This window comes from Bacillus canaveralius, assembly GCF_002860125.1.
Classification (GTDB): domain Bacteria; phylum Bacillota; class Bacilli; order Bacillales; family Cytobacillaceae; genus Bacillus_BJ; species Bacillus_BJ canaveralius.
The window spans coordinates 181,758-205,122 of sequence record NZ_PGVA01000014.1 but is presented as its reverse complement, the minus strand read 5'-3'; the positions used below and the strand labels follow the sequence as shown (position 1 = coordinate 205,122).

The following is a 23,365-nucleotide window of genomic DNA, read 5'->3' as shown; positions in this document are numbered from 1 at the left end:
AAATTTAAAACCATAAAGGGTAAAAACACATTGCGTTACATTTTATTTTTAGTTTTGTAGACAAAGGCAAGGATTTCGGCAACCGCCTTAAAAAACTCTTCAGGAATTACGTCGCCGACTTCAGCCTGGCTGTATAAGGCCCTAGCTAACGGGCGGTTTTCGACAGTTACTACTTCGTTTTCTTTTGCAATAAATTTAATTTTTTGGGCAACATAGTCTACTCCCTTTGCGACGACATATGGAGCATCAAGCTTTGCCTCGTCATATTTGAGTGCAATCGCATAATGCGTCGGGTTCGTGATCACGACATCCGCTTTCGGAACCTCCTGCATCATTCTCCTCATCGCCATTTCCCGCTGACGTTGCTTTATTTTCGACTTAATAAGCGGGTCACCTTCAATGTTTTTATGCTCATCTCTGATGTCCTGCTTTGACATCCGAATGTTTTTTTCAAAGTCATACTTTTGATAAAAATAATCAAGCACCGCTAAAAACAGCAATGCTCCGGAAGCAAACAAGCCCATTTGCAAGGTTAAGCCCGCAATCGTAAGCATGGCTGCCCCAACCGATTTTTGTGAAAGAATTAAGATCTCATCAATTCTTTGCCATAGTACCGTAAAGGTAACAATCCCAACAAAAGCGATTTTGAGGATCGACTTCAGCATTTCAACGATCGCCCTTAATGCGAAGATCCGCTTAAACCCTTTGATCGGATCAATTTTATCAAGCTTGAACTGGATCGCCTCAGTAGAGAACAAAAAGCCGATTTGAAAATAATTGGCGGCTACACCAGCGATCATCGCAATCAGCATGATAGGACCAAGAAACAAAGCCAAATCTTGCAAAATGTCAAGAAGAAGAACATGGATATTGCTTTCGGTAATCTCAAGCAGCATATATTCTTCTAAAGCATGAACCACTAAATACAGGGTGATGTCCAAGAAATACGATCCGGCGAACCAAAAAAACAAAAACACGGCCAGCAATACAACTGCTGTATTAATATCCTGGCTTTTCGCCACCTGCCCTTTTTTCCTGGCGTCCTGGCGCTTTTTTGGTGTTGCCTTTTCTGTTTTTTCGCCGGCAAAAAACTGCAGGTCTAACGAGAGGAATTTCATCTATGCCCCCCCAATTAAGTCCATTAAGCCCCGCATCGTCGTCAGCATCATTTCAAAGAGCTGGGACACACTTAGCATTAATACACCCATCACGATAATGAGGACGATTAAACCGACACCAATCTTGAGCGGAAGCCCGACGACAAAAACGTTTAACTGCGGTACGGTTCTGGCGACAATCCCCAACGCCACATCGACAAGAAACAAACAGGCGACAACCGGTATCGACATCTGGAAAGCAATCACAAACATCGAATTAAACGAGCGGGTCACAAACTCGGCAATATTTTCATCTCCGAAGGGGATCCACGCCTGTTCGATCGGTATGAATTGATAACTGTAAAAGATGCCGTCCAAAAGCAGGTGGTGTCCATTAACGGCCAAAAGTAACAAAAGCGAAATCGTGTATAAATATTGACCCATTAGTGGGCTTTGCGCACCCGTTTGCGGATCGATTACATTGGCAATCGCAAACCCCATCTGAAAATCGATCAAGCCCCCGGCGATCTGCACTGCCGAAAGGATTAAGTAGGCAATAAAGCCGAGCACCAGCCCTACTAAAGCTTCTTTTATGATTAGTAAATAGAAAGCCCCATTTATTTCAAAAGTTGGAGAGTCTACTGTATAAAACATGATCCAGGCCAGAAAAAAACCCAACCCTATTTTATGACTGGTAGGAATCGTCCGGTAGGAAAAAAGCGGCATCAACAAAAAGAAAGAAGTTACCCTTACGAATATTAGTAAAAATGCCGGGAATTCCGGAAGCAAATCTAGCATAAAATCATCCTACGAATCTAGTTAAGTTTGAAAATATTTCATTTGTATAAGACAGCATATGGCTGAGCATCCAGGGCCCGAAAAAGACGATGCCGAGCAAAACAGCAACAATTTTCGGAACAAAAGCGAGTGTCTGCTCCTGGATTTGTGTAGTTGCCTGAAAAATGCTGACTATCAAGCCAACAACGAGCGCGACAAGCAGCAATGGCCCGCAAATGATCAGCACCATATAGATACCGCGTTCAGCAATCGAAATGACCGTATCAGATGTCATCTATTTTCACCCTCTTAAAAGCTTTGTAAAAGCGACTTCACTACTAAATACCAGCCATCGACCAACACAAACAGCAATATTTTGAATGGCAAAGAAATCATGACCGGGGGCAGCATCATCATCCCCATCGACATCAGCACGCTGGCGACGATCATATCAATCACTAAAAATGGAATAAAAATCATAAAGCCAATTTGAAAAGCCGTTTTAATTTCGCTGATTGCAAACGCCGGTACGAGAGCCGTTAATGGAATGTCTTCGACGGATTCTGGTGTATCAGCCTTGGCGTACTCCAAAAACAAAGCAAGGTCCTTTTGTCTCGTATGGGCACTCATAAACTCCTTAAACGGACCCGAAGCCCGCTCATACGCCTGCTCGAGGTTAATTTCCTCATTAAAAAGCGGTGTGAGCGCCTGTTCGTTTACCTCTTGAAAGGTCGGTGCCATAATAAAAAAGCTTAAAAACAAGGATAATCCGATCAGCACTTGTGTCGGCGGCATTTGCTGGGTTGCAAGCGCCGTTCTGACAAAGGAAAGAACGATAACAATTCGTGTAAAACACGTCATTAAAATAAGAATACTCGGTGCCAGTGACAGGACGGTTAAAAGCAAAATCAATTTTACCGATGTGGAGACGTTTTCGGGAGAACTCGAATTAAAAAACTCTAAGAATTCATTCATTTCCTGTCTTTCCCTTTCTTCTCCATCTCTTCATACAAGCTTGTCCTGCCTTTTTTAAATTCATCAAGCTGGCGCTTCAGCATCGATTGAAACTGACTATTTCCTGCACCGTCCGTTTTTTTCCTTCTCGTTCTTTCAAGTAACCTTGTCACAATATCGCTCGGCCCGGCAAGCTGTTCAATCTTACTGTTATACTCTGAGAGGATTTGCCGATATTCTTCAGGATCGTCAATTTCTGTTAGAAGCTCAATGCTTTCACCGACACCAACCACGAGGAGGCGGTTGCCGACCTTTATAATCTGAACCGAGCGGTTCGAGCCCAAATTGGTTCCGCCGATATTATCTACAAGCTGTGAACTTTTGTATGTTTGACTTTTTTTATTAATAAATTTAAGAACAACATAAAGAAGCCCTATAACAAAAAGAGTCGTAAAAATCATGCGCAGAAAATCCCAAATCGTTAATCCAACCGTACTTTCCACAGCTTTCGTTTCGGTTTCCGGCTTGGTTTCCGGCTTGGTTTCCGGCTTGGTTTCCGGCTGATTTTTGAGTTCTTTTTCACTGCAGTTGTCAGGGTTCTCCAGGCATTCCTTCACGCTGTTATTCATTTGCTCTGCAGAGGCCCAAGCTTCTGAGCCCAGCAAAACAAGAATAATCAGCAGCAACACTTTTAACGTTTGTCTTGTTTTTTGCAATGCGCTGCACCTCTATAAAAAAATAATTCCTTATCCCAACGCTTTAGAGATTGCTTCTATTACTCTATCAGCCTGGAACGGCTTGACGATAAAGTCCTTTGCTCCTGCCTGGATGGCATCAATAACCATCGCTTGCTGCCCCATTGCCGAACACATAATAACCTTTGCATTCGGATTAATTTTTTTGATCTCTTTAAGGGCGGTGATCCCGTCCATTTCGGGCATTGTGATATCCATTGTGATTAAATCAGGCTGGTTTTCCTTGTATAACTCAACAGCCTGAGCGCCATCAGCCGCTTCGCCGATAACCTCATAACCGTTTTTCGACAATATATCCTTAATCATCATTCTCATAAATGCTGCATCGTCTACAATTAAAATTTTATGTGCCATTCTGTCCATAAACCCCCTAGTTTTATCTTAACTTTTTAATTCGGTCGCTCTGGCTGATAATGTCAGTCACCCGAACGCCAAAGTTTTCATCAATTACAACAACTTCGCCCTTGGCGATAAGCCGGCTGTTTACAAGAATATCAACAGGTTCACCGGCAAGCTTATCAAGCTCAATGATCGAACCTGATGACAGTTCGAGAATTTCTTTCACGGAACGCTTCGTTCTGCCAAGCTCCACTGTCACCTGTAATGGTATATCAAGGAGCATATTGAGGTTTTTCGACTCTGACTCTTGAAGCTGGTAAGGTTCAAAGCTTGAGAACACGGCTGGCTGCACATTAGGCTGGCTTCCAGCCGGATAGCCTGCACCAAAATGCTGCGGTCCTGCTTGATAATTCATCCCCTGCTGCGGCATTGAATATCCTTCTGGCACCTGCTGCTGATAAGCCGCCATTTGCGGCATGCCAGGCTGCGGCTGACCCGAATATCCACTCACTGACTCTTGCTGGCTTCCAGAAGCGCTTGGTTGAAGCGGTTGGCTACTGGCAGCGGAATCTGCTTTTTCGATTGCTTGCTGCACTTCTGGTTCGCTCGGATTTAATAATTCCTGAACGAGATTCTTCGCAAATTCAAGCGGAACGAGCTGCATGATGCTCGAATCGATTAAATCCCCGACCTTTAATTTAAATGCTATCTTTACAAGCATATCCTCGTCGGGAATCCGATCAGTACCTTCACCATGTAGGACATCTAAAATATCAATCGACGGCGGGGAAATATCCACCCGCTTTTTGAAAATCGTTGACATCGAGGTTGCCGATGAACCCATCATTTGATTCATCGCTTCCTGAACGGCACTTAACTGGATTTCCCCCATCAGGTCAGCCGGATTTCGGCCATCGCCGCCAAGCATTAAGTCAGCAATAATCGCTGCGTCACTCTGTTGGATCACAAGGAGGTTACTTCCCGAAAAACCTTCTGTATAGCTGACTTGAATGGCAACATAAGGGTGAGGGAATTCCTCAGGAAGCTGTCGCTTCGGAATGATGGAAACAGTCGGTGTTGTGATATCTACTTTTTGATTTAACAGAGTAGACAAGGCAGTAGCTGAGCTGCCAAATGATATGTTTCCGATTTCCCCTAATGCGTCCTGCTCCATACCTGTCAAGTATTCTTCGACATTAAAATCCGCGTCTGACGCACTATGTGCATCGTCGTCTGTACCCCTTAAAAGAGCATCTATTTCGTCTTGAGAGAGCATGTCATCGCTCACCATCATCGTCTCCCCCTTTCAAGGCTTCAATTACTTGAATGGCTAATTTTTTGTTTGTTCTTCCTGGTTGTCCCCGATATTTCGGTATTTCACCGACTTTTATCGTCAATGGTTGTTCGATTGGCTGGTTCAGTTCAATAACGTCCCCTACATCAAGCATTAGAAAGTCTTGAATTGAGATATCGGAAATGCCAAGCTCTGCAGTGATCGGCAAGTATGCTTCCTGAATCCGCTGCTCCAAAACCGCAATTTCCTGCGGCTCCCTGTCCTTCTTGTCGGTCTGCATCCAATAGTGAACAGATAGTTTTGGAATGATTGGCTCCAATACAACGTGTGGAATACAAATATTGATCATTCCACTCGTTTCACCAATCGTCGTATTCAAGGAAATCACGACAACTGTTTCATTTGGCGACACCATTTGCAGAAATTGCGGATTGACTTCGAAATCTGCCAGAATTGGATCTATTTCTGAAATATTGCTCCATGCCTCCTGTAAATGTTCAAAGGCTCTCTCGAATGTATTGGACATAATTTTTGTTTCAATCTCAGTCAAATTCTCAACCTTGTTAATACTCGAGCCTTTGCCGCCCATCATCCTGTCCATCAATGCATAAGCGATATTTGGATTGACTTCCATCAAAATCCTGCCTTCCAAAGGCGGAACATCAAATACATTTAAGATCGTCATTTTTGGTATAGAACGGATAAACTCCTCATAAGGAATTTGATCGGCAGATGCCACGCTGATTTGCACATAAGTTCGCAGCTGGGCCGAGAAAAAAGTCGTTAGCAGTCTTGCAAAGTTCTCATGGATTCTCGTTAAGCTGCGGATTTGATCCTTTGAAAACCGCAGCGCTCTTTTAAAATCGTAAACTTTTACTTTTTTCTCGGACTGCTCTTTCTTTAATTCATCAGCATCCATTTCACCCGTTGATAAAGCGGATAAGAGGGCGTCTATTTCATTTTGTGATAAAACCTCTCCAGACATAAAACCTCACCTCCATGTTTTCAGTCGTTAAATCGTTGGTAGTTTGCTTTCCATTACTGGAGGAGAGATTGGGTTATATAAACCTTTTTAACTTTGCCTTCAAGCATCAGGCTGTTGATTTTTTCCTTTAGCGTCTCTTCAAGGCCGATCTTGCCATCTTTCCCTTGTAATTCTTCAGATTCCCTTTCTGACAGCTCTTGAATAATGATGTTTTTTACTTGAAAATCACGTTTCTCCAGCTCTTCTTTCGCCTTCTTGCTGTCTGTTTCGATTTTAAAAGAAATCTTAATAAAATCATTACCTTGAAGATTTGTCGTTATTTCAGGAACGTCAACGGAAGCTTCAAGAACTTCTTCAATTGACGGCTCTTTATGTTCACTTTCCCCGTTTACTTTTAATACGACGACAAGCGCGACAGCCCCGACTAGTGTGATGGCAACAAGCAATATTAACATAATCATTAACAGCTTATTATTCTTCATTTTCATTTCCCTCCAACTGTTGTTGTCCTAGAAGGTTGACAGTTTGGTAGAATTTCTCTATCAATTGCAATACATGCTCTTCTGTCTCCTTCACGACATATTTGCGGCCGTTTGTCAAAGTTATAGTCGTATCAGGAAAAGACTCGATCGTTTCTATATAAACTGCATTCATCGCAAAGCTTTTTCCATTTAAACGAGTTACCTTTATCACAGTATGTATCAGGGCTAAAGGCTTTGCACCTTTAGGCCCTGTCCCTCCCTTAACCTATCGTTTTAAGTTGACAAGCTCTTGTAAAATTTCATCAGAAGTCGTAATGATTCTCGTGTTTGCCTGGAATCCACGCTGTGCTGTAATCATTTCCGTAAACTCTTCTGATAGATCTACGTTCGACATTTCCAGTGATCCTGATTTGATCGAGCCACGGCCGTTTCCAGGGGTATTAATATTGGCTACCCCTGAGTTGACTGTTTCCTGGAACAAGTTGTTGGCCGCTTTCGTTAAACCGGAAGTGTTGCTGAACTTTGCTAGAGCCAGCGTTCCAAGATCCCTGATTTCCCCGTTTGAGTAGATTCCGTTTACTTCCCCGGAAGGACCGATGTTAAAGCTTTCCAAATTCCCGGCAGTATTCCCGTCTGGATTTGCCATTGCTGTAATCGAGTCACCGGTGTTTGTCAGGTTTGCCAGACTTAAGGTAACTGCCTGGTTGTCGGTTGCAGCCGGGCCTATCGGAATATCAAATGGATTTACATCTGCCAAATTGGCAAAATTAATTGGCTGCGCAGCAGATGATCGAGCTGGATTAAAATTTCGGTTAGTAAAAGTGACTTCCCATTGTGAAGTAGTAGTATTCAATGCGAACTGGGCATCGACAACCTGGGCAGTACCAGTAGCATCAACAACTTTGATCTGTTGTGTAGCAGGATTGCTGCCATTTGCCGCAGCTGGAAGGTTTCCTGCCAGCTCGATGCGATTGGTGATTTTAGCCGGCAAGATCGCATTAACGTTCACGGTGATATCGCGCAGCACGCCATTGTCGTAGGCCTGGACTTTTAAGCCATCACCGTTGACCAATGTACCTTCATTATCTAAGTAAAAGTTTCCTGCCCGTGAATATAACTGGTTTTCACCTTGGCGGACAATAAAGTAGCCGTCTCCATCAATTCCGAGGTCAAGCGAGCGACCGGTAGTTTGGAGGCTTGATCCTGTATGGACCGTATCAATTGTTGCCAGCGTTGAGCCCAAGCCTACTTGTACTGGATTTGTTCCGCCGCGGTTTGCCTGGGCGGCACTTGCACCGGCAATGGTCTGATTCATCGTATCTTTAAAGGTAACACGGCCTTTTTTGTAGCCGAATGTATTTACGTTGGCAATATTGTTGCCGATCACATCAAGCTTTGTCTGAAAATTTTTCATTCCGCTAATTCCTGAGTACATTGAACGTAACATGTGTAAAACTCCTCTCTAATATAAGCTGCTTCTGTCAGTCCACAGCTTTTGGCTTCCTTATCCAGGTCCAGCCGTTTAGTTTTCTAAAACAATTGTTCCGTCTATATTGGTGAAAATTTGCGTGGAAGCTTCATCACGATCCATAGCCGTAATCACCGTATTGTTCCTGGCACTTACAATTAAAGCGGCATCCTTTAGCAGCACGAGGGATTCTTTTACACCCATTCGTTTTGCTTCCTGCACTTTCTTCTCGATCTGGCTCCAGCGCTGATCATCGATGCGAATATTTCTTTGCTGCAGGCGCTCGCTTGCATGTTTGCTGACAGCCAGCTTTTCTGAACCAATCGCAGTTTGCAAGTGCAGCGAAAAAGAGTTTTGCCCAAAAGGCTTTGCTTTATTGTTACGATATTGGTGGTTCGTTACGGCTGGTGATTGAATCGGACGATACACTGGCTTGTCCATCCAACCACTTCCTTACTCTATTTTTGTAATCTGGGAAGAGACGATTTTCGTTCCGGCTTCATCATTAAGCTGGAATAATATTTTACCGTCTTTAAACGACACCGATTTAACGATTGCTGCCAATTCTTCCTTTTTGTCATTAACATAGCTGACTGTTTTGCCGATCAGCATGCTGGCTTGCAGCAAGCTGCTTTCTTTAGATACTTCGTTAATTTGTGAAATATTGCCTGGTTCGAGAATTGTTCCGTCTTCAAGAATGAAATTCGCTTTATTGTCTTTGAATTGCAGGGAAGCAACTCGCCCGCTTCCTTCCTGAATGACCGGGTCAGCGTTTGGATCTTCCGATTCAATCACTTTATGCCATGTTACTTCTTTGCCGACAAACTGGCTGAAAGCAACGAGCTGGTTTTGTTCTTGTGCTTCCACAAAACGATTAATCGAAGTCCCCATATTTGTAATCTGCTCAAGTGTGCTGAATGTAGCCATTTGCGCCACAAAGTCTTTATCTTGCATCGGGTTCATCGGATCCTGGTTTTGCAGCTGTGTCATTAAAATTTTAAGAAAGTCATCCTTTCCTAAAATATCGGAACCGGTTTTGCTCTTACTATCTTGATAGTTTCGTAATAGTAGCGATGAATCAATCGTATTTGTCATTAGTGATCACCTAAACTTCCGTATTCAATAAGACTTCTTCAAAACTAAGGCTTAATTCAGGATGATTTTGATTTTGATCTTCCTGATTACGCTGCTGATCATGCTGTTTGGAATGTCCATGCTGCTGATTATCCCTGCCTGAAAAGCGCTCCTGCTGGGACTGCTGCTGAGTGATTTCCACTCGTTCGACTTGAATATTTTGGGCGCTCAAGGCTTGCTTGAGTCCTTGCAACTGTGTTTCAAGCGCATCCTTTGCCACTGCGGTAGACGTGAGGATTTTAGCAACTATCGACTGCTCTTTCTGAATCAATTCAATCCGCAGTGCACCGAGATGTTCAGGGTATAACTTAATGAATAGCTTTTGTGTGCCCGCGCCTTTAGTAAACTGGCTTTTAGCAAGAAGCGATTCAAATTGCTGCAGCAGCTGCTCAGCAGAAACCGGACGGCCGTTTTGGCTCAGCGTCATCGCGAGTTGCTCGGGCCTCGAAATCTGTTGAAATATAAACGGTGATGCCTGGACGCTTTCCTGTTTTACTGGGGCTGCTGCCTGGACAGCATCCTGCTTGGTTGCAGCCGTTCCTTTTTGATCAACAGCTGACTCTGTTAAAGAAATATTTTTTTCACTTTTCTGGTTTAGCTCTGCCGCAAGCTGGGTAAAGAAGCTTTTAAGCATTTCTGTTCTATTATCCTGTTGCTTGGCATTCTTTATTAAAGCTGTCACATTTACAGAAGATTGTGCTGCATTTGTCCGCAATAACTGGTCCAGCTTCGCGGTGATTTCTTTTAAAAGCCTGTCTTCTGTCTGGCTTTGAGCAGAGGAATCCTGCTTGGATAACAGATCAAATAGTTTCACCGCTTTAGCGAGCAGGACAAAATCGTTATTGACGTTAGCAGGCAATTCATCGTTTTTTGATGACAATATAGCAAGCATTGCCGAAGCGATGGCGCTGATCTCGCTGCTTTCTTGCTTGTCCCCGACGGCCGGTTCGGATTGTTCAGTTTGTCCAGTCAACGTATTTAAGCTGCTTGCTTTTACAAGAAAATCGTGAACAAGCGATTGCCACTTCTCATCAGTAAGCCCGAGAAACTGTTTGACGATATCCAAAATATCTGAACCGGAAAAAAGTTTATCCAGCATCAGCAATCCGTCTTGTAATTCTGCCAAATCAGTCGTCTTTAGGAATTCCGCGAGCTCCGATAATTCTTCGCTTTTAAGTCCTGAAAGCTCCGGCTTTGCTGATTCTGCTTTAATCGCCAGCTGACTGCTCAGCAATCCGGAAAAAATGCCAGCCGCTTCTGTATTACCCTGCTGCAGTTGGTTGACGGTCCCGGAAGAAGCGATCGTATTGATCAATCCAAGTGCGCTTAACTCCATTTTTTTCACCTCCTTCCAAATTATTCGTTCTCCCCGGCCGACTCGCTTGTCAAAAGCCCGGTGAATTTCGCTGCATCCTCGGGAGACATATTCTCCATTATGGCGGCTAACGTTTCTGCTTTGATATTGGTTAATATCTTCAACGCTTCCGCATCGCTCATCTTCGTTATAATCGGGGCCGCCTTCTTTGCGGACATCGTCTCGTACGTACGGACAATATCTTTAAAGGCACGCTTATTTTCCTCCTGAATCGCGGTCAATTCATCAATTTGGAGCTCAAGCTGTCCCTTTTCAAGCTGAAGCCTTTCGATCTCCTGATCCTTGTTTCCCATTTTCGTTTCAATCTGATCCAGCTCTGCTTCCCTGTCTTTGATTTCAGCCTCCAGATCGATCATTTCTTTTTCAATCTCTTCTGTCGAAGGCTCCTTTTTACTTTCCACCCAGCCGGAAACTACAGGCATTTTTTCAGCGATTTCTTTTGATTTTTCAAAGACGTTAACGCCCGAAAATGTCATCACGATGAGAGCAACTGCGACAGCAAAGATTAACGGAATTAAGAAAGCCATTAAGAACCATTGAAAACGGTTATATTTCTTTTCTTCTTTTTGTTCCACTGCTTTGTCCATCATTCCACCTAACTTCCCCGGTTCATAAATTGCTGAATCGAGATATCGTCCATCTGTTTTCCCTCGGTGTATTTAATTTCTTCTCTAAAATGGTGAAAATCTTTTTCTTTTATTTTTTCATATTTCTTAACTTCGATATTTTTTTCCATCAGCTTTTCTTGAAAAAATGACATTTGTTTTCTTGTGTTTATCACCATTTTTTGATAATAGTCGATCGTTTTATCTAAATTCCCAAGAAAAAGCTGGTGATGCCTGATTTCCTGAACGGGAAGCCCGGCAACTAGCCTGGATGATTGATAGGCTTCCATATCTTCCTTCTTTTTTAAAAGGTCATACAGCTTTTCGGCCGCTGCTTCAAACTTTTTGACTGCCTCGTGATAGATCGAAAGCGCCTCATCCTTTTCCCGTTCCTTTAAGTTTAGGATCTTATCAAATTTGAACTGATAATGCATCTGGCTACTCCCCTTCATCCATTAATCGGAATAAGGCCTGGACACTTTCCTCCATCGACACTTTTTCATGTGTTCCTTGCTTTAAAAACGACAGGATTTTTGGGTAAAGCTGGATCGCTGTGTCAATTTCCTTTGAGGAACCCTTTTTATAAGCTCCGATATTAATTAAATCCTCTGAATTTATATAAGTGCTCAAGGCTTCCCTGAGACTTTCTGCCGCTTTGACATGCGGTTCCGGGACGATATAATTCATAATCCGGCTGATGCTTTTTAATACATCCACTGCCGGAAACTGCCCTTTATTGGCGAGGTTCCTGTCCAGCACAAAATGTCCGTCGAGAATCCCCCTGACGCTATCGGCAATCGGCTCATTCATGTCATCGCCATCAACGAGCACCGTGTAAAACGATGTGATTGAACCGTGCTGATTCGTGCCGGTCCGTTCAAGCAGCTTTGGCAACACGGCGAAGACGGATGGCGTATAACCCTTTGTCGTTGGCGGTTCACCAACTGCGAGCCCAATCTCGCGCTGCGCCATAGCCACCCTTGTGACAGAATCCATCATCAGCATCACCTTTAAACCTTTATCCCGGAAGTATTCAGCGATAGCGGTTGCGGTGAACGCACCCTTTATCCGCATAAGAGCCGGTTGATCGGAAGTAGCAACGACGACAATTGACTTTTTCAGCCCTTCAGGTCCAAGATCACGCTCAATGAATTCTCTAACTTCGCGGCCTCGTTCCCCGATCAGGCCGATCACGTTTAAATCCGCGGTTGTATTCCTGGCGATCATGCCAAGAAGGGTGCTTTTCCCAACTCCGCTTCCGGCGAAGATGCCAATACGCTGGCCTGTCCCGACTGTCAGCAGGCTGTCGATCATTCTAACGCCAACATCAATTGCTTCATTGATTGGCGGCCTGCTCATTGGATTGGGCGGTGCCTGTTCAGTCGGTACAGCCGTCAGTCCCTTTGGAAGCGCTGATCCATCCAACGGCATTCCGAGCGAATCGATTACACTTCCGACAAGGCTGGCACCGACTTTTATTTCGAGCGGTTTCAGCGTTGCTTCGACAAGGCTCCCGGGTGATATGTCCTGGACCGTTGTATACGGCATCAATATGACATTTTCTTCTCTAAAGCCGACAACTTCCGCCTGAATGACTTTTTTCCTGTTGTTGCCGACATGTATATAGCAAAGATCACCAATTGAGCTTTGGGGCCCCTGGGATTCGATCATTAACCCAACTACCCGCTTTACCCTTCCAAATCGCTTAAATGAATCGAGTTCGCCAATATGGTCGATTAAGTCGGCAGCCTTCTTCATCATTCACTCTCCAACAGCTCGACAAGCTTTTGTTTTACTTCAAGAAGCTGACTGTCAACACTGGCGTCCATGCGGCCATTCGCTGACTCGATCAAACAGCTTTCCTCGCTCAAGTCATCGTCAGGAAAAATATAAAAATTGGTTTCCTTAGGGAAAAGCGCCAGCAATTCGTCTTTATGCGACAACAAGTTTTGATAATGGAGCGGGTTGACATGAAGCTCTACATCACGGGCATCCCTTGCCTGTTTAACCGCTTGTTTGACGATCCCGATAAACTCCTCTTCATGATCGCTAATTGTTTTGCCGAGAATTTTTTCAGCTACTTTAATACCGAGTTCCAGAATCGTTCGTTCGGATGATTCGACCCTTTGCTGATAATCGGCTTTCGATGCTTCGACAAGTTCTGCAGCAAAATGAATCGATTCGCGATATTCTGCAAATCCTTTTTCCCTGCCATCACGGAGACCTTGTTCGTAGCCTTGCTGCACAGCCTGCTCAGTAATAAGCTGTTTCTCCTCCTGCCAATCGTTTTTTTGCTTGTCCATTTCTTCCTGAATGAATCTGGCCTCGGCACGGGCGGCAGCAAGCAATTTCTGAGCCTGTTCCGCAGCATTGGCAAGCAACGCTCGTTTTTCTGCTTCGATTGCAGTATCAGGTGCAAGGATTATTCCCTGCTCACTCCTGTTAAGCGTGCGAATTGAAATTACTTTTTTCTCGTTCAATTCCGCAGTTCGATGGGATTTAATAAGCCTAGACAATAATATCATCTCCCCCGCCGCGAGCGACGACGATTTCTCCGCTTTCTTCTAACCGGCGGATATTGGCAACAATTCTTGATTGTGCTTCCTCAACATCCCGGAGGCGGACAGGACCCATAAATTCCATCTCGTCTTTAAAGGATTCAACCATTCGTGTCGACATATTTTTAAAGACGATTTCTTTCACTTCATCACTGGATACCTTTAACGCAAGCATGAGATCCTCGTTTTCACAATCGCGGATAACTCTTTGAATTGCACGGTTGTCCAGTGTAACAATATCTTCAAAGACAAACATTCTTTTCTTAATCTCTTCTGCAAGTTCTGGATCCTGGATTTCGAGCGCATCGAGAATCGTTCGTTCGGTTGCTCTGTCAACACCGTTAAGAACTTCAACAACCGCTTCAATCCCGCCTGTCTGCGTATAATCCTGCGTCACTGTTGCCGACAGCTTCCTTTCGAGAATCTGTTCCACTTCATTGATGATCTCCGGTGACGTGCTGTCCATAACGGCAATCCTTCTTGCTACATCCGCTTGCATTTCCTGCGGCAGTTCAGAAAGAATTTGTCCTGCCTGCGGAGCATCCAAATAGGAAAGGATGAGTGAAATCGTTTGGGGATGCTCGTTTTGAATAAAATTTAAGATTTGGCCAGGATCTGCTTTTCTCGCAAAATCAAAAGGCCTTACTTGTAAAGAGGATGTCAGCCGGTTAATGATAACCGCTGCTTGCTCAGATCCAAGCGCTTTTTCGAGAACCGTCTTGGCGTAACCTATTCCACCCTGGGAAATATAATCCTGGGCAAGCGCAATATTGTGAAATTCTTCTAAAATTTCTTCTTTTGCACGGGATTCCACTTTACGGACACTCGAGATTTCCAGTGTGAGTTTTTCAATCTCCTCTTCACTTAAATGCTTATATACAGAGGCTGAAACATCAGGACCGAGGGAAATGAGGAGAATGGCTGCCTTTTGCTTCCCGGTTAGTTCTTTTTGTTCTTTTTTCGCCATTGGTGTCCCCCCTAATCTTCAGCAATCCATGACCGTAAAAGCTTTGCGAAATCTTCCGGTTTTTCTTTTGCCATTTTTTCGAGCTGTTTTCTCTTCAAGCTGCTTTCCGTTTCCTGTTCTTCGTTTACATCCGGCACATTAGGAGCAATGATTTCTTCGATGACGAGTTCTTCTTCCTCTTCACGCTTTCTTCTTGAACGAATAAACAAGAAGACTAAGACCGCGATAATTACCAGCAATACACCGCCTATAACAAAAATCCACCAAGGAAGTCCTGGTTGTGCGTCGCCTTCGAAATCTATTTTTCCGTTAAACGGCTGAACCGAGACCATTACCTTCTGATTTATTAACTCGTCTGTTAATTCAGGCTGTGCGGCATCTTTATTAATCGTGGTCCGGACGATCGTCCCTAAGATTTGGGTAATATCGTCAACCCTATCCTGTGGAAGTGAATTCGGATCATCCGCAACCGGCGGTTCAACCATTACTTGAATGCCCAGGTCTCTCACTTTATATGGAGATTCGACAATTTCCTTGCGAATTCTGTTTACTTCGTTATTGATCGTTTCCTCGACCCGCTCATAATCTCCATTCGCACCTTGCCCCGCCAGGTATTGGGTTCCACCCACATCTGCCGGGTCTTCTCCCTGGAGAACTCCGCCTGCCTGGTCACCGTTTCCGGTAAAAGTTTCGGTCAATCGCTGGGCACTGATCGCGATTCCTTCCATATTTTCCTCATCAACAGGAGCTACGAGGTTTTCTTCGCGATTTTCCTGGGTGAAGTCTATATCAGCAGTAACAGAAACAACTACTTTATCTTGTCCCATCAGCGTTCCAAGCATATTTTGCACCTGGCGCTGAACGTCCCTTTCGATCTGTTTTTTAATCTCATGCTGGGATGCAAAAGATGCCCCTGAAGAATTTTTTTCATTATTTAAATCAAAATACTCAAAAAACTGATTCATAATGACGATATTATCAGTGGGAAGATTTGGAACGCTTTTTGCAACTAAATGATAAAGAGATTCGATTTGAGCTTCTTCAAACTGATAGCCTGGTTTAGTGTTTAACACGATAGAAGCTGAAGCAGCGTCGGCCTGGTCAGAAACAAATATTCCTTTTTCGGGGAGATTGATCATAACCTTAGCATCTTTAACACCGTCAATCCCCTTCATCAGATCGGCTAATTCTGTCTGCATTGCGTCAAGCTTTAATACATCAAATTCATTTTCAGTCATGCCGATCCCGGCGTTCTGGCTGAAAAATGAATAATCAATGTTACCTGATTTTGGTATCCCTTCTGCCGCAAGTTCGACTTTAAGCGTATCCACCGATTCTTCGGGCACACGGATAGTCGTTCCTCCGTCGGAAATTTCCGACTGAATTCCCCTGGCATCCAGGCTTTCTTTAATCGCGCCTGTCTCGGAAGGGGAAAGGTTGCTGTAAAGCGGAACAAGAGTAGTCCTTGTTGCAAGGACAGATACGGCTATCGCTAAAATCACAATAAATAGAAGCGAGCCAAAAAATAAGTATCTTTGTTTCTTTGTTCTGCTGCTCCAGTAATCTTTTATTTTATTTATTCTTTGCTGAAACGATTCGTTCATCTTTGTTCCCCCGGTTATTCTGTCTAGGCGTAGGCAGCTAATAACCGCTACTTTAAAAGTTCCTAGCTTGTATGACTATTAAACTTGCATTCTCATTATTTCCTGGTATGCTTCAATCGCTTTGTTTCTTATTTCCATGGTCAACTGCAAAGAAACACTGGCTTTTTGTGATTCAATCATCACTTGATGCAAGTCAACGTTCTCACCTTTTGCCAGTTTTTCGGTCAATATATCGGACTTTTGTTGCGCTTCATTTACTTTTTCAATCGACTCCTTTAAAATCGCCGAAAAATTTTGCTGCGCTTCATACGGGGTATATGTACGGTTTACTGTCTCCTGCGGCTTTAAAATATGGGCTGCAGAAGGAAAAGAAACACTCTCCATTTAGTTCTCTCCTTATTTCCCGATTTCGAGGGCTTTCATCATCATTCCTTTTGAAGCATTAAAGACCGTTACATTTGCTTCGTAAGATCTGGTTGCACCAATTAAATCAACCATTTCGCGAAGCGGATCAACATTCGGCATTGCTACATAGCCTTCTTCGTTTGCATCCGGATGCTCAGGATCAAAAACCATTTTAAAAGGAGTTTCATCTTCAACAATTCGCGAGACGTTGACACCATTTCCAACCGATTTCTGGTCAGCTTTACTCATTGCCATGTTTAAAAAGGAAGAAAATCCGCCTTGCTTTGGCTCCATGACAACCATTTTCCGCTGATATGGCTGCCATTCTCCATTCACCACCGCGGCCCTCGTTGAATCAACATTTGCCATGTTGGATGAAATGACATCCATTCTTAAGCGTTGGGCAGTAAGCGCTGAAGAAGTTGTATTCATACTATGGAACATCGACATGCTTATTTGCCCCCTCTTATCACGTTTTGCAGCGTTGAAAACTTCCCGTTAATTCGTTCAGTCACCGCATTATAATAAATTTGATTAGTCGCCAGATCGGACATTTCCTTGTCCAGGTCCACGCTGTTTCCGTTATGGTTATATTGGACGTTTTGCCTTGTCGAAACAGCTGCATTCGTTTGCGGTCGTTGTTTAAAGTCATAGTGCCGTCCATCGCTTCTGTATGCATGGATCGATTGGTCGACAGCCTGCTGAAGGGTTGCTTTGAAACTGGCATCTTTCGCTTTGTAATTTGGCGTATCTACGTTGGCAATATTTTGCGAAATAACCTTTTGTTTTAAAGATGAGTAATTCAAAGCACTTTCCAGTGTCGAAATTGTATTGGAAAATAAACTCATTTCGTGCACCTCTACTAGCGAATTTTTGCTGATTATGGCGAATTATGTATAATCATATTTTTAATTGTAAAGAAACTGAAATAATATGTCTATGTTAAAAAGGTTAATTTTTATCGGACTAAATACCCATTTTCGACATTTTCTTAAAATCGCTTGAAATCACAGAAAAAAATAATGACTTAATTTTATTGTTTTCATATTGGTAAATGTTAAAAAAACAACGAAACTATGTTTATTTTATTATAATTTTCCAATTTAGTTATAGGTATTTTAACCTATTTAATAGTGGTAATTGTTGGTGTGATTTTTCCTGTTTGTCACTATTTGCAAAATAGAAATGCAACAAATGTAACACTTGCGCAATAATATTGTCGACAAGCGCGGTTGCATGAAAAAAAGCCGGCCCACGGAATAGGTCTTCCGCGGGCCGGCTTTTTTAGCTATTATTAATTTGATTTCAATTTTTCCAACTCAAGCAAGAATTTGTTGTTCAATACTTTAATATAGGTTCCTTTCATACCGAGTGAACGGGATTCAATCACTCCGGCACTTTCAAGCTTGCGGAGCGCGTTAACGATCACTGAGCGGGTAATCCCGACACGGTCGGCAATTTTCGAAGCGACAAGCAATCCTTCGCTGCCATTTAATTCTTCAAAAATATGCTCAATTGCTTCGAGTTCACTGTAGGATAGAGAGCTGATTGCCATTTGGACAACTGCTTTGCTGCGCGCTTCTTCCTCAATTTCTTCCGCTTTTTCACGAAGGATTTCCATCCCAACAACTGTTGCGCCATATTCCGCTAAAATGAGATCATCATCATGGAATTGTTCCTGCAATCTTGCCAAAATTAATGTTCCAAGACGCTCTCCGCCACCAATGATCGGAACAATTGTTGTTAAACCGGTTCTGAACAAGTCACGGTTTTCGACTGGAAATGCCGTATATTGACTTTCGACATCCAGATTTGAAGAGGTTTCTTGTACGTTGAATAAGTTGTTTGTGTACTCTTCCGGGAACTGGCGGTCTTCAAGCATTTTTTTCATGCGCTCATTTTCAATTTGCTGGTTAATCGCAAAACCGAGCAGCTTGCCTCGGCGGCTGACCACGAAAATATTGGCTTCGATGACTTCGCTTAACGTTTCCGACATTTCTTTAAAGTTTACCGGTTTTCCTGCTGCTCTTTGTAGCATTGCATTAATCTTTCTTGTTTTCGTTAATAAGTCCATTGTTTCTTCCTCCTATTGCTTCCAACAATCATTATTTATTTTTTTAGAATCGACTGCGCGGCTGACCTCTTTTTTGAAAGCCATTTGCTTGATATGTCTCCTACCCTATCTTAAATCAATTAAACGATAGTTGCTACAGGATAAACTGGCTTAAATCCTTATCCCGTGAGATAGGCCCGAGCTTCTCCTCGACATACTGGGGAGTGATTGTCACCTTTTCCATCGTGATGTCGGGCGCCTCAAATGAAAGATCCTCAAGCAATTTTTCCAATATCGTATGCAATCTTCTTGCACCAATATTATCGGTATTTTGATTTACTTCAAAAGCAACCTCCGCAATCCTACGAATAGCATCGTCAGAAAATTCTATTTGTATACCCTCTGTTGCTAATAGCGCTTCATATTGTTTGATAAGTGCATTGTCCGGTTCGACGAGAATCTTATAAAAATCGTCTACATTCAGCTTTGTAAGCTCGACGCGAATCGGAAAACGTCCTTGAAGTTCGGGAATAAGGTCTGATGGTTTAGCGGTATGAAACGCCCCTGCTGCGATAAAGAGTACATGATCTGTTTTGACAGAGCCATATTTAGTCATGACAGTCGATCCTTCAACGATCGGTAAAATATCCCGTTGAACCCCTTCCCTTGATACACCGGCAGACGATCCCCCGGTGTTTTTGCTTGCAATCTTATCGATTTCGTCAATGAAGATGATACCGCCTTGTTCAGCCTTAAAAATCGCATCTGACGTAACTTCGTCCATATCAATCAGCTTCTGGGCCTCTTCATTGGTTAACACCTTGCGCGCTTCCCGAACAGTCAGCTTTCTCTTTTTGCGGCGCTTTGGCATTAAGCTGCTGAGGGCGTCCTGCATATTCATGCCCATTTGTTCCATACCCGAGCCCTGCAGCATATCAAACATTGATGGTTGCTGTTCATCGACCTCTACTGTGATCATTTCATTTTCAAGCTCTCCCAAAGCCAGCTTATCACGGATAATTTTTCTGCGCTCGTGCACATTCTGGTCTTCGGATGACTGGCTTTCTTGCTCAGCCTGCTCATTCCCGCCACCGAACAGCATTTCCAGCGGGTTTTTATAGCTAGTTGCTTTTTTTGCAGATGGAACAAGGAGTTCGATCAAACGCCGGTTAGCATTTTCTTCAGCGCGTTCTTTCACACTGAGCATTTTTTCTTCTTTTACTAAACGGACAGATGTCTCCATCAAGTCCCTTACCATGGATTCAACATCTCGCCCAACATAGCCGACTTCAGTAAATTTCGTTGCTTCGACTTTAATAAACGGAGCGCCGACAAGCTTCGCGATCCGGCGGGCAATTTCTGTCTTTCCGACCCCGGTCGGACCGATCATCAAAATATTTTTCGGAATAATTTCATCGCGCATCTTATCATCGAGCAGACTGCGGCGATAGCGATTCCTTAGCGCAACAGCTACCGCTTTTTTCGCATCTTTTTGGCCAATGATATATTGATTCAGCCTATCGACAATTTGCCGGGGTGTTAAATTCGTGGATTTTGACATGTTAAAGCTCTCCCTCCCTTTATAGTTCTTCTACGATGATATTATGGTTCGTATAAACACAAATTTCCGCGGCTATTTCCAGAGATGACCTGGCTATCTCCCGGGCAGAAAGGTGATCACCTGCATATTTCTTCAAGGATCTTCCCGCTGCCAGGGCATAATTTCCGCCCGAACCGATCGCAAGGATTCCGTCATCCGGCTCTATCACTTCACCCGTTCCGGAAATGAGGAGAAGATCGCTTTCATTCATGACGATCAGCATCGCCTCCAACCTTCTTAGCACCTTATCGCTTCGCCATTGCTTCGCAAGCTCGACTGCTGCACGCTGCAGATTTCCGTTAAATTCCTCAAGCTTTCCTTCGAACATTTCAAACAATGTAAAAGCATCTGCGACCGAGCCGGCGAAACCGGCTATCACCTTACCATTGAACAGCTTTCGGACTTTTTTGGCTGTGTGTTTCATCACTACAGCGTTTCCAAATGTAACTTGTCCGTCACCCGCCATTGCACATTTCCCTTGATGTTGAACGGCAAAAATCGTTGTTGCGTGAAATTGTGACATGATATAATCCTCCCCTTTGGAGTCTATGCCCTTGGATGATGGGACATATACGTTTTTCGCAAGTATTCATTTGTTACATGAGTATATACCTGGGTCGATGATAAGAAAGCGTGCCCAAGCAGTTCCTGCACTGTCCGCATATCAGCACCATTGCTTAATAAATGCGTAGCAAAGCTGTGGCGGAGCATGTGGGGATGAATCTTTCCCGTCAAAGCCGATTTTTCAATCAAAGTATTCAGAATCTCGCGGACTCCCCTGGCAGTCAGCGGGCCTCCGCGAAAGTTAACAAACAAATTGTCATGGGGAGCCCGCCCGGACTGAAGCTTGTGCCTGCCGTCCTGTATGTAAATCGACAGGGCATCGTGTGCAAAACTTCCAAATGGAACATATCTTTCTTTATGTCCCTTTCCGTGCACCAGTACCGTTGACACCGCCATGTCGACGTCTTTCAATTTGATTTGGCAGCATTCGCTGACGCGAATCCCGGTCCCGTATAACAGTTCAATCAGCGCTTTATTCCGCTGGCCAAGGGAGCTTGAATCGTCACAGGCCTTGAAAAGTTCAGCCATTTCTTCTTCATAAAAAAAATCGGGAAGCCGTTTCTCTGCTTTGGGAATCGATACAAGCGAGAAAGGATTCTCTTTAACAAGCTTTTCCCTTAATAAAAATTTATAAAAGCTTCTTAGACTCGAAATCTTTCTGGCAACAGACTTTCTCGCCAACTTTCTTTCATACAGTTTGGTTAAATAAATCCTGACATCAACATATGTAACCTGTTCAAGCGCCGGGATGGCTTGTTCAGACATGAACAAAGAAAAATTTGCAATATCCAGTTTATAATGCTCAACTGTATATTGTGAGTAATTTTTCTCGACTTGTAAATATTCAATAAATAACTTTAATAAAACGTTCACATTCTTTTGCAAAAAGGCTCACCTCACAAGGGCTACTAAATCGTATCACAAATGAATAGCTCATGCAATATAATTTACAAATTTTTCACAAAGTTCTGAATTGTTCTTAATGCTCTGTCGGCATACTGCTCATTGCGCTCTTTTTTTGCTTTTATCTTCGCTGCCAGTTCCGGGAACAAGCCGAAGTTGGCATTCATGGGCTGAAAATTATCCGGATTGGCGGTCGTAATGTACCGGGCCATGCTTCCGATTGCCGTTTCATGTGGGAGTTCAACCGGGTCTTTTCCGTTCACATATCTTGCCGCATTTATTCCCGCAACCAGCCCGCTTGCCGCCGATTCTACATAGCCTTCTACCCCGGTCATTTGGCCGGCGAAAAATAAATCTGCACGGTTTTTAAACTGGTACGTTGCATTTAATACTTTCGGGGAGTTAATAAATGTGTTTCTATGCATTACCCCGTAGCGGACAATTTCCGCATTTTCAAGCCCTGGAATTAAACGGATTACCTCTTTTTGCGGCCCCCATTTTAAATGGGTTTGGAAACCGACAATGTTATAAAGTGTCCCTGCTCCGTCATCCTGCCTTAATTGGACAACGGCAAATGGCCGCTTCCCTGTTTTAGGATCTTCGAGGCCAACCGGCTTCATTGGGCCGAATAGCATCGTCTTTTTCCCCCTCGAAGCCATGACCTCAATCGGCATGCACCCTTCAAAGAAGATTTCTTTTTCGAATTCCCGTAACGGCACCGTTTCCGCTCCGATCAGCCCTTCATAAAAACGGTCGAATTCCTCTTCATTCATCGGGCAATTCAAGTAGGCCGCTTCGCCTTTGTCATAGCGTGATTTCAAGTAAACTTTATCCATATCAATACTGTCTTTTTCGATGATTGGCGCTGCCGCATCATAGAAATATAAATCATCTTCCCCTGTTAAGCTCCTCAGCTGTTCAGATAGAGCCTTGCTTGTCAGCGGTCCAGTTGCAATGATGGTCGGGCCTTCGGGGATTTCAGTTACTTCCTCATTCATGACGATTACATTTTCATGTTTCTTTACTCGTTCGGTTACTTTAGCAGCAAACTCATGGCGGTCAACGGCAAGCGCACCTCCAGCTGGAACCGCACATTCATCCGCCGAGCTGATGATAACGGAATCGAGCATTCTCATTTCTTCTTTTAATACCCCGACCGCGTTAGTTAATATATTAGCCCTTAATGAATTGCTGCAAACCAATTCAGCAAATTTATCTGTATGATGGGCCGGAGTCTGCTTCACGGGCCTCATTTCATAAAGGCGCACCTTTATTCCACGCTTGGCAAGCTGCCAGGCCGCTTCACTCCCTGCCAGGCCCGCACCGATCACATTTACTGCTTTAGTCATGTTTTCTAAACCTCCAAATTCACTTATGCGCGATTTATCGTACCATATGGACAGAAACTTTCCTAATATAAGGCGATACCATCAAGATTCATCATGT

28 protein-coding genes are annotated in these 23,365 nt (G+C 43.6%); all 28 read right to left on the bottom strand.

Translation table 11 applies throughout. From position 1 onward, the window contains the following. Positions 1-35: 35 nt before the first annotated feature. The gene (gene flhB / locus CU635_RS07925) at positions 36-1,118 is read right to left on the bottom strand and encodes a flagellar biosynthesis protein FlhB (protein WP_101576635.1); all 1,083 of its coding nucleotides are present in this window, start codon (positions 1,116-1,118) and stop codon (positions 36-38) included. Beyond that, entirely contained in the window at positions 1,119-1,895 is a 777-nt protein-coding gene (fliR, locus tag CU635_RS07920; protein ID WP_101576634.1) for a flagellar biosynthetic protein FliR, read from the bottom strand. A 4-nt stretch (positions 1,896-1,899) separates the two neighbouring features. After that, the gene (gene fliQ, locus CU635_RS07915) at positions 1,900-2,169 is read right to left on the bottom strand and encodes a flagellar biosynthesis protein FliQ (RefSeq protein ID WP_101576633.1); all 270 of its coding nucleotides are present in this window, start codon (positions 2,167-2,169) and stop codon (positions 1,900-1,902) included. 14 nt (positions 2,170-2,183) lie between these two features. Then, complete coding sequence (fliP, locus tag CU635_RS07910; protein WP_101576632.1) at positions 2,184-2,849, bottom strand: flagellar type III secretion system pore protein FliP; 666 nt, start codon at positions 2,847-2,849, stop codon at positions 2,184-2,186. Continuing rightward, positions 2,846-3,544, bottom strand: coding sequence for a flagellar biosynthetic protein FliO (locus CU635_RS07905; RefSeq protein WP_245917368.1), 699 nt, complete (start codon positions 3,542-3,544; stop codon positions 2,846-2,848). Before CU635_RS07905 ends, fliP begins: the two co-directional genes overlap by 4 nt. Positions 3,545-3,574: 30 nt before the next feature. Next, positions 3,575-3,937, bottom strand: a complete 363-nt coding sequence (locus CU635_RS07900; protein WP_101576631.1) for a response regulator — start codon at positions 3,935-3,937, stop codon at positions 3,575-3,577. A 22-nt stretch (positions 3,938-3,959) separates the two neighbouring features. After that, positions 3,960-5,213 (bottom strand): flagellar motor switch phosphatase FliY, encoded by a 1,254-nt coding sequence (fliY, locus tag CU635_RS07895; protein WP_101576630.1) that lies wholly within the window; start codon positions 5,211-5,213, stop codon positions 3,960-3,962. Beyond that, entirely contained in the window at positions 5,200-6,201 is a 1,002-nt protein-coding gene (gene fliM, locus CU635_RS07890; RefSeq protein WP_101576629.1) for a flagellar motor switch protein FliM, read from the bottom strand. The genes fliY and fliM overlap by 14 nt, the downstream gene beginning before the upstream one ends. Positions 6,202-6,254: 53 nt before the next feature. Next, positions 6,255-6,683, bottom strand: a complete 429-nt coding sequence (gene fliL, locus CU635_RS07885; protein WP_101576628.1) for a flagellar basal body-associated protein FliL — start codon at positions 6,681-6,683, stop codon at positions 6,255-6,257. Then, entirely contained in the window at positions 6,673-6,894 is a 222-nt protein-coding gene (locus CU635_RS07880; protein WP_101576627.1) for a flagellar FlbD family protein, read from the bottom strand. The genes fliL and CU635_RS07880 overlap by 11 nt, the downstream gene beginning before the upstream one ends. A gap of 54 nt (positions 6,895-6,948) precedes the next feature. Continuing rightward, positions 6,949-8,130, bottom strand: coding sequence for a flagellar hook protein FlgE (locus CU635_RS07875; RefSeq protein ID WP_101576626.1), 1,182 nt, complete (start codon positions 8,128-8,130; stop codon positions 6,949-6,951). 75 nt (positions 8,131-8,205) lie between these two features. Further along, the gene (locus CU635_RS07870) at positions 8,206-8,592 is read right to left on the bottom strand and encodes a TIGR02530 family flagellar biosynthesis protein (protein ID WP_101576625.1); all 387 of its coding nucleotides are present in this window, start codon (positions 8,590-8,592) and stop codon (positions 8,206-8,208) included. Positions 8,593-8,604: 12 nt separating this feature from the next. Then, positions 8,605-9,246, bottom strand: coding sequence for a flagellar hook assembly protein FlgD (gene flgD / locus CU635_RS07865; RefSeq protein WP_101576624.1), 642 nt, complete (start codon positions 9,244-9,246; stop codon positions 8,605-8,607). Between the two features lie 10 nt (positions 9,247-9,256). Then, positions 9,257-10,621: a flagellar hook-length control protein FliK gene (locus CU635_RS07860; protein WP_101576623.1), complete on the bottom strand. Its 1,365-nt coding sequence runs from the start codon at positions 10,619-10,621 to the stop codon at positions 9,257-9,259. 20 nt (positions 10,622-10,641) lie between these two features. Further along, positions 10,642-11,250 carry a MotE family protein gene (locus CU635_RS07855; RefSeq protein ID WP_308303505.1) on the bottom strand — a complete coding sequence of 203 codons (609 nt, stop codon included), beginning with the start codon at positions 11,248-11,250 and terminating at the stop codon, positions 10,642-10,644. Positions 11,251-11,255: 5 nt separating this feature from the next. Beyond that, positions 11,256-11,699 (bottom strand): flagellar export protein FliJ, encoded by a 444-nt coding sequence (gene fliJ, locus CU635_RS07850; protein WP_101576621.1) that lies wholly within the window; start codon positions 11,697-11,699, stop codon positions 11,256-11,258. A gap of 4 nt (positions 11,700-11,703) precedes the next feature. Further along, positions 11,704-13,023 (bottom strand): flagellar protein export ATPase FliI, encoded by a 1,320-nt coding sequence (gene fliI / locus CU635_RS07845; RefSeq protein ID WP_101576620.1) that lies wholly within the window; start codon positions 13,021-13,023, stop codon positions 11,704-11,706. After that, a complete protein-coding gene (fliH, locus tag CU635_RS07840; protein WP_245917366.1) occupies positions 13,023-13,790 on the bottom strand; it encodes a flagellar assembly protein FliH in 768 nt (255 codons plus the stop codon). Before fliH ends, fliI begins: the two co-directional genes overlap by 1 nt. Beyond that, the gene (gene fliG / locus CU635_RS07835) at positions 13,774-14,790 is read right to left on the bottom strand and encodes a flagellar motor switch protein FliG (protein ID WP_101576618.1); all 1,017 of its coding nucleotides are present in this window, start codon (positions 14,788-14,790) and stop codon (positions 13,774-13,776) included. Before fliG ends, fliH begins: the two co-directional genes overlap by 17 nt. An 11-nt stretch (positions 14,791-14,801) precedes the next feature. Beyond that, positions 14,802-16,394 carry a flagellar basal-body MS-ring/collar protein FliF gene (fliF, locus tag CU635_RS07830; protein ID WP_101576617.1) on the bottom strand — a complete coding sequence of 531 codons (1,593 nt, stop codon included), beginning with the start codon at positions 16,392-16,394 and terminating at the stop codon, positions 14,802-14,804. 78 nt (positions 16,395-16,472) lie between these two features. Beyond that, on the bottom strand, positions 16,473-16,778 hold the full coding sequence (fliE, locus tag CU635_RS07825; protein WP_101576616.1) for a flagellar hook-basal body complex protein FliE: 306 nt from the start codon (positions 16,776-16,778) through the stop codon (positions 16,473-16,475). A gap of 12 nt (positions 16,779-16,790) precedes the next feature. Continuing rightward, positions 16,791-17,249: a flagellar basal body rod protein FlgC gene (gene flgC / locus CU635_RS07820; protein WP_101576615.1), complete on the bottom strand. Its 459-nt coding sequence runs from the start codon at positions 17,247-17,249 to the stop codon at positions 16,791-16,793. Positions 17,250-17,251: 2 nt separating this feature from the next. After that, positions 17,252-17,647, bottom strand: coding sequence for a flagellar basal body rod protein FlgB (gene flgB, locus CU635_RS07815; RefSeq protein WP_101576614.1), 396 nt, complete (start codon positions 17,645-17,647; stop codon positions 17,252-17,254). 446 nt (positions 17,648-18,093) lie between these two features. Next, entirely contained in the window at positions 18,094-18,873 is a 780-nt protein-coding gene (codY, locus tag CU635_RS07810; protein ID WP_101576613.1) for a GTP-sensing pleiotropic transcriptional regulator CodY, read from the bottom strand. 133 nt (positions 18,874-19,006) lie between these two features. Further along, positions 19,007-20,413, bottom strand: a complete 1,407-nt coding sequence (gene hslU / locus CU635_RS07805) for an ATP-dependent protease ATPase subunit HslU (RefSeq protein WP_101576612.1) — start codon at positions 20,411-20,413, stop codon at positions 19,007-19,009. 19 nt (positions 20,414-20,432) lie between these two features. After that, the gene (hslV, locus tag CU635_RS07800) at positions 20,433-20,975 is read right to left on the bottom strand and encodes an ATP-dependent protease subunit HslV (protein WP_101576611.1); all 543 of its coding nucleotides are present in this window, start codon (positions 20,973-20,975) and stop codon (positions 20,433-20,435) included. Positions 20,976-20,998: 23 nt separating this feature from the next. Then, positions 20,999-21,901 (bottom strand): tyrosine recombinase XerC, encoded by a 903-nt coding sequence (gene xerC / locus CU635_RS07795; RefSeq protein ID WP_101576610.1) that lies wholly within the window; start codon positions 21,899-21,901, stop codon positions 20,999-21,001. Between the two features lie 62 nt (positions 21,902-21,963). After that, complete coding sequence (gene trmFO / locus CU635_RS07790; RefSeq protein ID WP_101576609.1) at positions 21,964-23,268, bottom strand: FADH(2)-oxidizing methylenetetrahydrofolate--tRNA-(uracil(54)-C(5))-methyltransferase TrmFO; 1,305 nt, start codon at positions 23,266-23,268, stop codon at positions 21,964-21,966. Between the last annotated feature and the right edge of the window lie 97 nt (positions 23,269-23,365).